Below are 13558 nucleotides of genomic sequence, written 5' to 3'. Positions count from 1 at the left end.
TACAACCGGTAAATTATTTATTGAAGCGTACAAGGCGCTCAATTGGAAGACGTGAAGAACCATAAGCTGGTCCAGCTGCCTCGCCAATCGCTAGTAATAAAATTGGCACTTCGTTCGATGGTAATTCCATATATTCAGCAAATTTTGATTTGTCGAAGCCTCCCATTGGGACTGTATCATAGCCCATTTCCTTCGCTAATAGCATAATTTGCATTGAAATTAAGCCTGCGTCAAAGTGAACGATATTTAGTAGCGCTTCTTTTGGAATCGAACTATACATTGCTAGAGAATCTTTAGCAAGCTTACTTGCAATTTCTTCAGGCATATAGCCTAGCTCAACGTTTTTTGCATAGATTTCCTCTGCGTTTAGATACATTTCTGTATCTCCAATGACAGCGATAATGGCGGATGCTGTTTCGATTTGTTCTTGATTAAATGAAAAAATATTAATGTTCTGTTGGATTTCTTTATCATCGATGACGATAAAGCGCCATGGTTGCATATTACTTGAAGATGGAGATGAAGTAGCGTCTTCTAATAGTTGCATAATCGTTTCACGAGAAATCGTTGTGTTAGCATTGTATTTACGAACCGATTTACGCTCGTGCATGATTTGTTTTACTGGTGTAGTTTTTGTCATTTTATTCCCTCTTTTACTAAAATAAATTAAACCGCTTTAATTGTTACGTTGATATTGCCCATTGTCGCTTTTGAATATGGACAAACAGTATGTGTAATTTCTAATAATTGTTGTGCTTCTTCAATCGATAAGCCTTCAATATGTCCTTCAATGTCAACAGCAAGCACGTAGTCAAATGAGGCTTGCTCGATTAGTTTAACCGTTGCTTTAATTGTTGATGCCCCTCGAATTTTCTTTTGACGTTTAATTAAATCTAACGCGCTATTAAAGCAAGCGCTATAACCTGCTGCAAATAGTTGTTCGGGGTTTGTAACATCCTCTAATTTCGAGCCAGGTGGTGCAATATTTAATGATAACGATTGATCTTCTGCATACGATTTACCATTTCGGCCACCGTCATTAATCATTGTTGTTGTATATAATTCTTTCATTAGATAAAACTCCTATTCTGTGGCACTTAATAATTAGATTGTGCGCAATTTAATTTTACAAAATCGATTGTACACAATTCAATTGTGTTTGACAAGTAGAAACTTTATTTTTAGTATTAATAGTATTAGAAGTACTTAAAGAGGGGGTTCCTATGCCGAATCATTTAGATAATCAACTATGCTTTCTTTTGTATGCAACTTCAAAGGAAATCATTCGACAATATACATCGTTATTAAAGCCATACGATTTAACTTATACAGGTTATATTGCCCTACTAGCCCTAGAGGATGATGAGCAAATTACAGTGAAGGAATTGGGACAACGTTTATTTTTAGATTCTGGTACATTAACACCAGTACTAAAAAAGTTAGAGGTAACAGGCTACGTCTGTCGTGAGCGTTCTAAGGAAGATGAGCGACAAATGAAAATCTATTTAACAAAAGCAGGAATTGAAGTACGCCAAAAGCTACCTGAAGTGTCACGTCAAGTAATGAAGCAAACGAACATTTCAGAACACCAGTATATGCAGCTAAAAATAGTCCTTCAAGATATTTTACAATGTGACTTGCCAATCAAGGATGAAAAGCTAGAAAAATAAACTGATTGTTGAGTCTCTCCCTGAACTATTGAATCATTCACATATCACAATATGTTAACGCCAGCTATCAAGTTGGCGGTTTTTTATTTTATATAATAAAAACAGGGATAATTAAAGATATTGTAATTGCCCCCAATCCTATAGATTTTATAGCACTACTTTTTATCTCCACTAGCCTGCAAAGTTTGACTGAATACCGAAACATTTTTTTCCTCTAACTCCTTTAGAACATGATCATGAATTTAGTAAATCATCCGCACATATCATTTTATTAGATTAGAAAGATGAGGTGGATTATTGGAGGTTAAATTTTATGAATCAGAGGATCTTTTGGGATTAGAAAAGAAAGTGAATGATGCCATTAAAAATGCAAAAAGTCACGAAGTTAACAATATAGTATTCAGTTATCATCAACCTACAGAAACAGCAAATGAATTATATATTGTGATGATAGTATTCGATTGCTGAATTGGTAACTTCTTTTTGTAATGACAATAGGTTCCATTTATCCTATTATATATATAGGTATTTTGGAGGTGTTAATAATTTTTGAGATGAATAATGTTGAGGTGAAAATTTTAGAAGAAGTTAAAAATGGAAGAACAGAAATTCTTTTTACGAAGAAAACTAAAGATATACCGAAAGAAGAAATACAAGGGACATTTATGTTGAAAAGCTTCGGGTATATACATGGAGAAGACTATTCAGATGAAGACAAACTTGGGTTTGTGAATGTAAAGTTGACAGATAAAGGTAAATGTTGTTTTATGGCCGAGGAAGAAATTAAAGTTTCAGCAAAGTTGAAGAATACATAAAACATAAGAGGGAGAATTTATTATGAAAGAAACACCACATAAAAAACGTCCGGTTTATGATAATAACGTGAATAAAAAAGGAATAGTTATTGCTAGCATTATATTATGTTACAGTGTAATTGCTGTTATCTATTCGCTTTTCTTATATGAAAAAATAGAGTGGTCTCTATTATTTTTAGCATTATGTATGATTTGTGTAATAGAAGTTGCTAAAAACAATAATAAATTAATTAAAAAGAACTTCAATAAACAAATATGAAGGCATATTCCAATGAGGATATGCTTTTTTTGTGGTGTAAATACTTTGCGACCATATTTTAAATAATGCCTCTTTATGCAAGCGAGAGCAATACGCCAGCTAAGGACGTTTCTTGTAACGTAAGTGAAACGCCAGTTACACAAAGTGTGCCACCTCTGAGATGAGTAAGGGTTTAAGTTACTTCAAAAAATAATTCAAATCTTTAATTTTTATGTATTTGCGCAAGTATTCTAATCAAGAGGTGATAGTATAGTCTATATATGAAAATTACCACAGGGGATAGAGCATTTCCTAATGGACTAGATTCCTTCATTATGAAATTTTATTTTAAGTCACATCCAATAAGGTGTGGCTTTTATTATGCACAAAAAGGCGATAGAAGGTAAAAGTTTTTGTGACAATTTAATAGGTAAAGTAAATACTGTTATCTTTGTAGTTTGTCTTTATTGACTCAGATCTAGAACCCAGATCAGATGTTATATTTTTACCTAGATGGGCATTTTACATAGGTTTATTATTCAAGTACACATATAGATAACAAGACAATACTATTAGGAGGCTAAAAGAATGAATAAAGATCTTCTGCTTACGTTAATGAATAAAGTTATAAGAGTGGATAGGGGAGGCCCTGAATCACGTATAGGGAAGTTAATGGCTGCTGAAGACGATCATTTTGTATTATTAACAGAAAAAGATGGGATTGTTTATTACAAAACACAGCATATTAAAAGCATTACGCTAAATTCAAGAGATGGGATGGAATTTAGTGTTGAAGATCCTGCAACAGACTCGTACTTACTTGCACCAGATTTTAAAACAGTGGTAAGTAGTCTACGACATCATTGGGTTAAAGTGAATCGTGGTGGTCCAGAAATGTTAGAAGGCATAATGGATGAAGTGACGGACGATTATATTTCTATCTTCTCTAAAGAAGAAATTATTCGTCTGGCAATGTATCATGTTCGCAATATTAGTTTAGGAACAACTAGTGAAAAAGCTAATGAAGGAAAGAATAATCAAGAAAATACAAATGAAAATAAAAATGAAGATAAAAATAAAGATAATAGTAATGAAAGTTCTAACAAGATGACAAATGAAAAAGCGGCGAATGATCGAGGAAGAAATACTAGAAATAGAAGAAGATGACGGTTTTATAGACTTATAAAACATAAGGCGGCCAATAGGAATGTTGGATAGTTCGATTACGAAATGATTCGATGTACGCATTGTCATATGGACATTCTTTTCGGCTAAATGACGGAATCATTTCGTATTTCTGTAGCGCTGGTCAAAAGCTTCACTTGTATATTTCAGAGTCTCAATCCGTGTACAATATGTGTTGGTGCCGGATTTTGCCTGTACTTTTTTTGACTCATTTCGGACACGTCCTCTCTTATGCTCATTCTATAGATTAAACTGAGGTATGCCTATTCAACTATAATACATCCATAAAACAGAATGTCTTATATAATATGTGACATTTTAATAAGTGATTTAAAGCTGAACTAATAATTAGTTCAGCTTTTACTTATGACTGAAGATGAATCGAAATATTTAGATGTATCAACTCTACATTGTGCTACTGACGCTACGCTTTCGTGCAAAGAATTTCTATAGACCTAAGCACAAAGCCGATTAGTGCTAAAACTTCAACAAATAGTTTCAATCTTTCCTAAATTAACGCCCCAGTTACTTCGATAAAAGGAACTAAAAACAATTTCTCTATTCATAATCAAGTCTTAATTGTGGTTTACGGTGCATAGTAGGGGGCGTTTTAAAAAAAAATAATCAGAAAAGGGGACTTAGAAAAACCTCCTTTTCTGAATAGATACATCTTATACTTGATGAACAGTTTGAATATGTGAAAGGTTAAAATAAGTTGAACTCGATTTTCCATTTTGTATCTCAATAATTTGATCATTTACGTTTATTACTCTACCTATATGGGAAAAATCTTTTCCAAGATTTAATACAACAAGTTGATTTCTAAGTTGGTTAATTTGAGACTCAAATGTATTGTTTAGGGACTGATTCTTAATAGCTGATAGACTTAAAAATTCATTTTCACTTAGTCCGTAAGGAAGTTGATCCTTAGAATATGGTACGAGCCACTTTAAATGTTTTGTTAAAATGAACATTGTTTTGTAAATGGGAGACTCAAATACAAAATAATCATTCATAACAGACGTTATAACCCCATGTAGCGCTAGGTTTTTTGTTACAGAAATCTCCACATGTATTCCTTTTGCTTGTGAAAGTATATTTGTAAGAGTTAGGTCTTTATTAGACACTTGAGAATTAAATGTCGGTCTTTCTGAAGGTTGTTGAACATTATCTTCATTGTCATAATCTATTTCTAAAGTTTGAATATGGTCTATTGGTATATAGACAAACATATTTCCATTATATATCACCATAATGTCACTACTCGAATCAATCACTGAACCTTTTAATATCTTTCGTCCCGAGAGTTCAATTACAACAATTTCTTTATTTAGATTTTGCAACATAATCAAATTTACCTCCCTTTCTTTTCAAGTACTAAAATATCCACAAATCCTAACTAATTAAATTAATCATTAAGCTAATTTAATTAATTTCCCGTGTTATTGAAAATGAACATCGACATTAGTGTCGCTAGGGAACAAACAGGTGTCGATAATGCACCTGGTATCTCCTCTAATTACATGTGCGAGACTTGTAACTTGTAAAAGTAACGGTTCTAATTCCAAAACCATAATCGCAACAAACCAATCATCTCAACTTATTCATTTGAAATTGCTTTTATGTCCGAATTTTTTAATGGCTTTACGGTGCTAAAGCGCATCACTCCTATAGGTCAACTACTTTATAGTTTCTTTATCAATAAAAAAAGCGTTCATCCTATTCGGATAAACATCTCTGATCGTTTAAAATAAACTATTTTGCTCGGTTGAAATTAGGAAACTAACTACTATTGTAGAAATCTCTTTAACCAAAGTTTTTTTGAAAATACGTGGCATGAGATCAGATCTTGCTTGAACTCATAATTTTTTTATATTCGCCTTCAACACCACAACAGTAAATCTTGTCTATTCTTTACAGAATACTATTTTAATATTTGAGTAATTTACTATAAATATTAGAGAAAATAGGTGTAAAACTAAAGGAGTTTTAACTTTTTACATATTTATACTATGACAGCATCGCTAACCTAATGAATGAGAGGTAAGGGCCTATTATTTTAATAACAAGTTATTTTCAGAATTAAATAATACTGCATGAAGGTGAAAATACTATGCAAACATTCGAAATAATAACGATACTGACCTTTTTAGTTACTCTTGGTTTCATTTTTTGGAGACCTAGAAATATGAATGAGGCTATTCCTGCATTGGTAGGTGCGATTATAGTAATACTTTGCGGTAGTGTGACCATGACAGACCTTTTCACGATTATACAAACTATCAGTGATGCTGCGATTACCATTATAGCTACAATTGTTATGGCGATTGTATTAGAAAGCTTCGGGTTCTTTAACTGGGTTGCAGAGCTGCTTGCTGAGAAAGCAAATGGATCTGGCATTCGATTATTCTGGTATGTCAATCTCTTATGCTTTCTCATGACACTCTTCGTGAATAATGACGGTAGTATTTTAATCGCAATACCAATTCTAATTATGTTATTAAACAATATGGGATTAGAAAATCATCAAAAGGTTCCATATTTACTTTCAGGAGGTTTAATTGCAACAGCATCCAGTGCTCCAATCGGGGTAAGTAACATCGTAAATTTAATTGCATTAAAAATAGTCGATATGAGTTTGTACTCACATACAGCAATGATGTTTGTTCCTGCAACAATGGGTTTATTACTACTTGCTGGTTTACTGTTTTTATATTTCAAAAAAAACATACCTAAAACTGTTCCGACAAATGTAACAGGGATGTCACTGCCTTCTTATCATCCACTTAAACAAACTGCTCTAGGAGATTCGAAGAAAAAGCGTACTAGGTTTATGCTAAACGTACTTCTATTTGTATTTGGCGTTCGGATAAGTCTGTTCCTTGCCTCGTTTTTAGGAATTCCAGTTTCTGTTGTGGCGGTAATTGGATCTCTCGTTCTTTTAGGATGGAGATGGGCTTATTTAAAAATACCACCAGGTGATATGTTGAAAAAAACACCTTGGTATATTATCGTTTTTGCATTTGGTATGTACGTCATCATCTATGGTCTCAATAATATTGGCTTAACGGAATGGTTAATTCAATTTATGCGTCCATTGGTTTCGGAAAACCTACTCAATACGAGTGTCTTAATGGGCGGATTACTTTCAGTGCTTTCCAATATCTTCAATAACCATCCAGCGCTTATGGTAGGAACTATTACGTTAACCAATATGGGGCTTGACCCTATTTCCTTGAAAGTCGCTTATTTAGCAAACATTATTGGAAGTGACATAGGTGCACTGCTACTTCCTATGGGTACCCTTGCAACACTAATGTGGATGCACATCGTAAGGAAAGGTAAGGTAAAAATCACATGGTGGGAATATATTAAAGTTACTATCATCGTGATTCCTCCTACAGTCATCTTTACATTAGTCATTTTATACTATTGGGTAACATGGCTCTTTTATTAACACGGTGGAAAAGCAAACCTAGATTAAATATATGCTTATCCAAAGAAAATTGTTATAACACGATTACAATTTATTTGTTAGTAACCAAATAGTTGGGATAAATAACCACTTTAATTTGTAAACCAACGGCACTTTAGAATCGGTTTTTTAAGCTTTAGCAATTGTGGTAAAAAGGTGACTTTGAATCATACATTAGGTGCTGAGTATTAAAAATGAGAGTCTACAATTTTTGTAGACTCTCTACACCTTTGTTAACTTTTTTTAACTGATTTTGAGTTTAACCTGTAACAATAGTTGGAGGGAAGAAATGTAAAGAGACTACTATTTTATTCTAGTATTCAAGCCTACTCTTAGCAGGAGGAAGGCTTTTTCTTTTATGGATAAGAAAACATGTTGAAAGAAGTTAAAAAAGATCACCTATAAATAGATGATCCTCTTACTACTTACCAAATGAAAGGGATTAGTTTTTTAGTTGTCTGTTTATAGAATGTAAATTGTTCTCCGTACTTGTTTTGAAGGTAATCATCAGATTTTGGAATATAGCCAAAAATAAATACTAAAAATAAACCTAGAGGGATAAGCAAACTATACATATTGTTAGAGATTAGCGCTAAGCCTAGTACCCAAAGGCAATCTCCGAGATAATTGATATGAATCGCATATTTAAATAAACCGCCTGTATATAGTTTACCTTTGTTTACAGGATTGTCTTTAAACGGTTTTCTAAGTAACTCTGAAACCGTGTTTAACATACTGCCCCCTAAAAATAATATCCAGCCTACAATAAGTACTGTTAAGTTTGGATCCTGATTACTAGTAATCATTAAAATGGGGAAACCTAAATAATAAATCCCGAAAGCTAGACTATTCATGATGGCTTCTTGCCATGCAATACCCCTAGGCAACCATATAAACATCATAGCTGTTAATCGTAAAGCTGTAATAATTAAAGCAATAAAAAGCCCAAGTGAAATACCTGATTTGTCATATGTAATGAAAAGTAAATAATAGGCAATGATTAAATAGATAATCTCAGCAACTAAAATCAAAATTTTTTCTTTTATCGTTGACTTGTTAATACCATACATTTAGGACGCTCCTTCATTTTTTATTTAATGGGGAAGTATACCTCTGTAATATTATTCTCCTCAGGTGTGCTATAGGGGTCCGTTTGATAAACTTCAAACGGAGCACCGTTCAGTTTATAGTTATTTTCATCAATCCAAACATGCAGCTTTGTATGAATCGAAGGTAACTCATCGTAAGAGCCAATAAGCGTAGCCATTGCGCAAAGACCGGGTTTAAACACTTTTGTTTTATTTGTGGCCATTGCAAGGGGAATCGCAATTTCTACATCATAATTTTCAGGTTCATATTCTGAACTATGGAAAATAGCAAGTGGTTTGGCAATAGGTGATAAATTTTCAAACGAAATTTTACTAAACAACTCATTAAAGTGTATTAGAAAATCAGCGGTATTTATTTGTTTTCGTTGAGATATTATATGGTAGGCTAAGTGATCAACAAGTTTAATCTCAATCTGATCTAAATAACCCATAATATTTGCCCTTTCTTCTAATAGCTGAATATCATGCTTTAACTTTTTTGATAACGAAGAATAAAATGTAATCTGTTGTGTCAGATTTTCTTGTTTGGCTTTCATTTTAGAGTTAAGAAGTTCGGTATCCTCCCAATTAGCTAAAATATCCTTAATTTCTTCCAGCGAAAATAAATAGCCTTTTAAGCGTGCAATCAATAAAGCTGTTTCTAATTGAGAAATATTATAATAGCGATAGTTGTTTTTAGCGTCTATGAAAGCAGGTTTTAAAAGTCCAATTTCATCATAGTAGCGAAGAGTCTTCAATGTGAGATGTGATATCTTTGAAAACTCACCAATTGTAAGCATTACAATCACCTCCTGTTCTAAATATAATGCTTCCTGTAAGGGGAGGGTCAATCAATGTAGCTAAATTTTTTTTATGGTAAACGAGGTATTGGATAGAAGTAGGGGTTACATAACATGGGTGCTTGGGGCAATAGATGTTTTATGTTCGAAAGCGCAGCGAGCCAAAGTATGTTTGGCACGAAGAAGTCGCCCAATCGTTTGAACTGAACTCATTAAGAAAATAAATTCTAATAAAAAGCTGAATGAGAAATATCATTCAGCTTTTCATATGCTTATTCGCGAATAACCAATAGTACGCCACTAAAGATTAATACAGTGCCAACCCAAAAGGATACGCCGATTTGTTCGCCTAGTAATAGCCATCCTAGGAAGGTGCCGACGATTGGTTGAAAGAAGAAAAATAGACCGCCACTTGCGGCATTGAGCATCTGTAATCCGCGATTCCACAGTAAGAAGCCGCACGCTGTAGAGATAACGCCTAAGTAGAGTAGACCACCCCAGATGGATGGTTCTGCCATAGCGTGAAAGTCTAAATGTATTAATCGCGGAATGGCTAAAGGTGTTAAAACAATGATAGCGACAAGTGTTCCGTAGCTTGTGACAACGATTGGTGAATACTGCTCCGGTACCCGTTTAATAAGAACGGACATTAATGACCAGGTGAGGGCAGCGATTAGTAGAGCAACCCCACCTAATTGATGGGAGGAATCGATATGTGCACTGCCTACGATCATGTAGACGCCGAATGTCGCTAGAATAATAGAAACAGCTTTTTTTAACGTGATTTTTTCTTTTAAAATGAATCTCGCAAATACAACCATAAATGCCGGTGTCGTTGCTGTAATGATGGCGCCCATTTGAGCAGTAGATAGCATAGTACCAATTTCTTGAGCAACGATAGAAATTGTATTTCCGATGAGCCCAATCATAAAGATTAACAGCCAGTCCCGTTTGTCAATTCGCCATGATTGTTTTGTCATCGTGCCAATGATGAACAAGGCGATGATGGCAATCATATAGCGCAGCCATACTAATTCTAAAGGTGGTATAGTATCGACAACTACTTTAACTACTACATACATGCCGCCCCAAATACTAGCAGCAAGTGATAAATATAAGGAACCTAATAAGGTTTTTTTCATGTTTTCCCCTCCGTTATCTGTAGACAATGCTTGTCCTTAACGGAGAAATGATGATTCTCCGTTAAGGGAGAATCACTTCAGGTACATCGTGTTCAAATAATGGTGAGAAGATCATCATTAGCCAACTCCTTCTATTATATTTCATTTATCATATAACATTTTTTTGAATTTGATTAGACAAAAATGCTTTGATTTCAGAATTTTTAAATAGGTAATATAAGGAAATGTTATTGGGGGTGCAATAAAAACAAAGTAGAAGGAGCGCGCTATGTAGCTTTCCTCCGCAAATTAAGTATTGTAATAAAACATTATTTACGAATATTACAAGTGAAAGGATTTAAGCTTACATGATTGTAATGTAATTGAAAGCCAATACGATAGAGTGTAATACATTATTTTGCGAGAATGTATATAGAAGCAAGAACAAGAAGCGGAGGAATACAAAATGAATGAAAAATTAGAAGGCGTATATGAGGAATTTAATCGTTACATATACCACTTATGTTTAAAACTTACTCGCAATACTGTAGAAGCTGAAGATTTAATGCAAGAAGTATGGGTAAAGGTTGTACGCTATGAGAATAGCGTTGCCGAGGTGGAGCATATTAAAGCTTGGCTTACAACAATTACAATGAATACATTTAGAGATCGCTATCGTAAAACAACACGACGTAGTAAATACATGATGAATCAACCTGAAACATTAGACGTACCGATATTAGATTTGGTTCCCAATAATGACATTTCAACTGAAGAAAAAATAGAAAAAGATATTGTTACTCAATTAGTACAAGATAAAATGGGCGAACTAGATGGAATCTATCGTAAAACTTTATGGTATTTCTACATAGACCAATATTCACTTGCTGAAATCTCTACAATTATGAAAGTTTCCATTGGTACTGTGAAATCTCGTTTATTCCGTGCGAAAGCTCGTTTGAAAGAAATGCTAATGGCCGATGTAGCTATCGTAGAGTCAGTGCTACCAGCATGATGAAATGCATTGGTCGCACTAGCAGTATTACTTAGACGGAAGTATTCGTTCGGCCAATCCCAAAAAAGATGCATTGCAAAATTACTTTGCGATGCATCTTTTTTTGATGAGGATTTTGATTGATGGAAGAAGTTAAAGTCACTCACTTAAATGCAAGGCTAAATGAATTTCTAAATAATGTGCTGGGTTGTGTAAATCTCGATTTAACAATTGCTCGATTTTTTCGAGTCGATGATATAGCGTATTTTGGTGAATGTGTAAGGTGGAAGCCGTTTTCGAAATGGAACGATCTTGATGAGTGTAACAACGAAGTGTTGTCAGTAAAGTTTCATCCTTTAGCTTGTATAACGGAGCGAGTATATCGTGGACAAATTGTCCAAGCTCTTCTTCGCTTTGCTTGCTGAACAGTCGATTAATTCCTAAATCCTCATAACCGAAAATAGTTACTGCCTCTTCTTTTTGTGTGTGGCGCAGAGCTTGTCGGAGTGCTTGTTTACTTTCTTCTGCACTTTGAGCGACCATTAGTAAGTGATCATGTACATCTCCAATGCCTATTGCCACCTGTTGATGATAAAACTGGACCCAACTAATGATGGCCTGCGTTAATTGTTGTTTTATTTTTTGGCGAAAGGCTGTATCTCCTTGTAGTGTCCAAACGACCGTTTCGCGTTTTGTAAATATAAAATGTTGATCTTTGAAATACTGCTGCACATGTTGAATAAATTGCATACTATTTTTGTGGGAAAATTGTTTTAGCTTAAATTTCACGACGAATGTTGGTTTCTTAATATCAAGTCCTAATTCATCATAACGAGAATCAACGAGGGGGGCGCGTCCAGAAATAAGTTGTTGGAAAAGCTCAAAACGTTCTTTAAAAATCGTTTGTCCAGCTGCCTGTATTTGTAATGATTTTAACGTTAAGCTCATCGCCGCATTTTCAATAATCATACGTTGCTGACTCGTTAATTCCTCCAATTGCTGAATAATTAAATAACCGAATGTTTCTTTTTCATTTCCAATAGGGAAGACATAGCCGATATCAATTAATTGGTCCTTTTTAATGGCTGAGAGCTTGTTCATTTCTGCTAGCTGTAAAATTGTTTTACGATCTGCTAAATTTACATATTGAACGTCTAATTGTAATAATTCCTTCGTTGTTTGAATGATTTTTAGTTCTTGCACATTTTGCAGGGAAAGTTTAAGAAAGATTTGATGAATGTCGTGTTGCTTTATAAAGTAAGCATTTAACCGTTCTATTTCTTCATAAGCTTCCGCATTTCTTATAGCAACGGCAGCCTGCGATGCGAAGCTTTCTAGGAGTCTTAAATCACTTTGTTGAAAAGCACGTTTATTCGTATATTGATGGACAATCATAATACCAAGCTTTCTTTCATGAAAGGTAATCGGAACAGCCATCGATGTATTATTCTCGATTCTTCCCAAATGTGCAGCTTCCATTAATGCGTCTAGATTAAGCTTTGTGACGTTGCCCATGATTTCTAATGTTTCTTGGTAGTTGTAAATGCCCGATACACCTGTTTGGAATGTATAGCCTGCCATTCCCTCGCCTAATTGAGGAGCGTAATCAAAAATACGCTCTGTTACACCCGCACTAGCTACCGTATATAAACGCTCCATTTCAGGATTGAATAACATTAAAAATCCACGGTCAATGACTGGAATTGCTAAAATGGCAAAATCCATAATCGTTTGTAATAGCGTTTTTATTTTCAACGTTGAGTTCATAGCGCCCATGAGCTGTATAATAGCTAACTTTTGCTCACGTTGCCGTATAAGGGTTTTCTGATAAAAGGTCTTTTCTAGCTGCCAAACTAAAAATTTCTCATCATAATCTGTAAAGTCTCCAAAGATAATACCTTGGACAATGCACTCATTTGGCTCCGGTATGTATAACATTGCACTGAAGCGTTGCTGTTTTTTATCCCAATGTACTCCTTTTAAATTAGGTTGTATTTCACAAGGTCGCCCATAAAATAAAGACCATTCCTTTGTTGCACCATAAATATAAAAGCTACAATTGTCGTCGTTCAATATAAGTTCTGTATGCTTCTCTAGAAACACTGTTATTTCGACTCCTTTCATTTCGGAATTTATTCTAATGAAACTTTATAAACATTGTAAGATATTCTA

At 34.2% G+C, this 13558-nt stretch carries 14 protein-coding genes; 7 read left to right on the top strand and 7 right to left on the bottom strand.

The features are described from left to right. Positions 1 to 13 precede the first annotated feature (13 nt). Entirely contained in the window at positions 14 to 640 is a 627-nt protein-coding gene (locus tag ACVYAD_RS20345) for a nitroreductase family protein (RefSeq protein WP_476427704.1), read from the bottom strand. A gap of 26 nt (positions 641 to 666) precedes the next feature. Next, positions 667 to 1071: an Ohr family peroxiredoxin gene (locus ACVYAD_RS20340; RefSeq protein ID WP_349661553.1), complete on the bottom strand. Its 405-nt coding sequence runs from the start codon at positions 1069 to 1071 to the stop codon at positions 667 to 669. Between the two features lie 152 nt (positions 1072 to 1223). Here ACVYAD_RS20340 and ACVYAD_RS20335 point away from each other — a divergent pair, with 152 nt between their 5' ends. The 5 genes from ACVYAD_RS20335 (at position 1224) to ACVYAD_RS20315 (ending at position 3890) form a co-directional block, all read left to right on the top strand. Continuing rightward, entirely contained in the window at positions 1224 to 1670 is a 447-nt protein-coding gene (locus tag ACVYAD_RS20335; protein WP_476427702.1) for a MarR family winged helix-turn-helix transcriptional regulator, read from the top strand. A gap of 297 nt (positions 1671 to 1967) precedes the next feature. Next, positions 1968 to 2138: a hypothetical protein gene (locus ACVYAD_RS20330; RefSeq protein WP_386831096.1), complete on the top strand. Its 171-nt coding sequence runs from the start codon at positions 1968 to 1970 to the stop codon at positions 2136 to 2138. A gap of 86 nt (positions 2139 to 2224) precedes the next feature. Then, positions 2225 to 2485 (top strand): hypothetical protein, encoded by a 261-nt coding sequence (locus ACVYAD_RS20325; protein ID WP_476427700.1) that lies wholly within the window; start codon positions 2225 to 2227, stop codon positions 2483 to 2485. Between the two features lie 22 nt (positions 2486 to 2507). Then, positions 2508 to 2744 carry a hypothetical protein gene (locus tag ACVYAD_RS20320; RefSeq protein WP_476427698.1) on the top strand — a complete coding sequence of 79 codons (237 nt, stop codon included), beginning with the start codon at positions 2508 to 2510 and terminating at the stop codon, positions 2742 to 2744. Between the two features lie 567 nt (positions 2745 to 3311). Then, complete coding sequence (locus ACVYAD_RS20315; protein ID WP_476427697.1) at positions 3312 to 3890, top strand: hypothetical protein; 579 nt, start codon at positions 3312 to 3314, stop codon at positions 3888 to 3890. A 689-nt stretch (positions 3891 to 4579) separates the two neighbouring features. On the opposite strand, the gene ACVYAD_RS20310 is transcribed toward ACVYAD_RS20315, so the two are convergent. Further along, on the bottom strand, positions 4580 to 5254 hold the full coding sequence (locus tag ACVYAD_RS20310) for a DUF2642 domain-containing protein (RefSeq protein ID WP_349661559.1): 675 nt from the start codon (positions 5252 to 5254) through the stop codon (positions 4580 to 4582). 767 nt (positions 5255 to 6021) lie between these two features. Between ACVYAD_RS20310 and ACVYAD_RS20305 the strand changes: the two genes are divergently transcribed. Further along, complete coding sequence (locus ACVYAD_RS20305; protein WP_476427695.1) at positions 6022 to 7365, top strand: arsenic transporter; 1344 nt, start codon at positions 6022 to 6024, stop codon at positions 7363 to 7365. 443 nt (positions 7366 to 7808) lie between these two features. Here the strand turns inward: ACVYAD_RS20305 and ACVYAD_RS20300 are convergent, their stop codons facing one another. The 3 genes from ACVYAD_RS20300 to ACVYAD_RS20290 all read right to left on the bottom strand — a co-directional run bounded on the left by ACVYAD_RS20300 (position 7809) and on the right by ACVYAD_RS20290 (position 10413). Next, the gene (locus ACVYAD_RS20300; protein WP_349661561.1) at positions 7809 to 8453 is read right to left on the bottom strand and encodes a methyltransferase family protein; all 645 of its coding nucleotides are present in this window, start codon (positions 8451 to 8453) and stop codon (positions 7809 to 7811) included. A 20-nt stretch (positions 8454 to 8473) separates the two neighbouring features. Then, complete coding sequence (locus ACVYAD_RS20295; RefSeq protein ID WP_476427693.1) at positions 8474 to 9271, bottom strand: MerR family transcriptional regulator; 798 nt, start codon at positions 9269 to 9271, stop codon at positions 8474 to 8476. A 272-nt stretch (positions 9272 to 9543) separates the two neighbouring features. Then, entirely contained in the window at positions 9544 to 10413 is an 870-nt protein-coding gene (locus ACVYAD_RS20290; RefSeq protein ID WP_349661563.1) for a DMT family transporter, read from the bottom strand. Between the two features lie 445 nt (positions 10414 to 10858). Here ACVYAD_RS20290 and ACVYAD_RS20285 point away from each other — a divergent pair, with 445 nt between their 5' ends. Next, positions 10859 to 11407, top strand: a complete 549-nt coding sequence (locus tag ACVYAD_RS20285; RefSeq protein WP_349661567.1) for an RNA polymerase sigma factor — start codon at positions 10859 to 10861, stop codon at positions 11405 to 11407. Positions 11408 to 11545: 138 nt separating this feature from the next. On the opposite strand, the gene ACVYAD_RS20280 is transcribed toward ACVYAD_RS20285, so the two are convergent. Beyond that, entirely contained in the window at positions 11546 to 13489 is a 1944-nt protein-coding gene (locus ACVYAD_RS20280; RefSeq protein ID WP_476427691.1) for a helix-turn-helix domain-containing protein, read from the bottom strand. Positions 13490 to 13558: the final 69 nt, after the last annotated feature.

It is taken from the genome of Lysinibacillus sp. G1-3, assembly GCF_056322905.1.
Note: the sequence above shows the minus strand (reverse complement) of the source record. Positions and strands in the feature narration are given on the sequence as shown.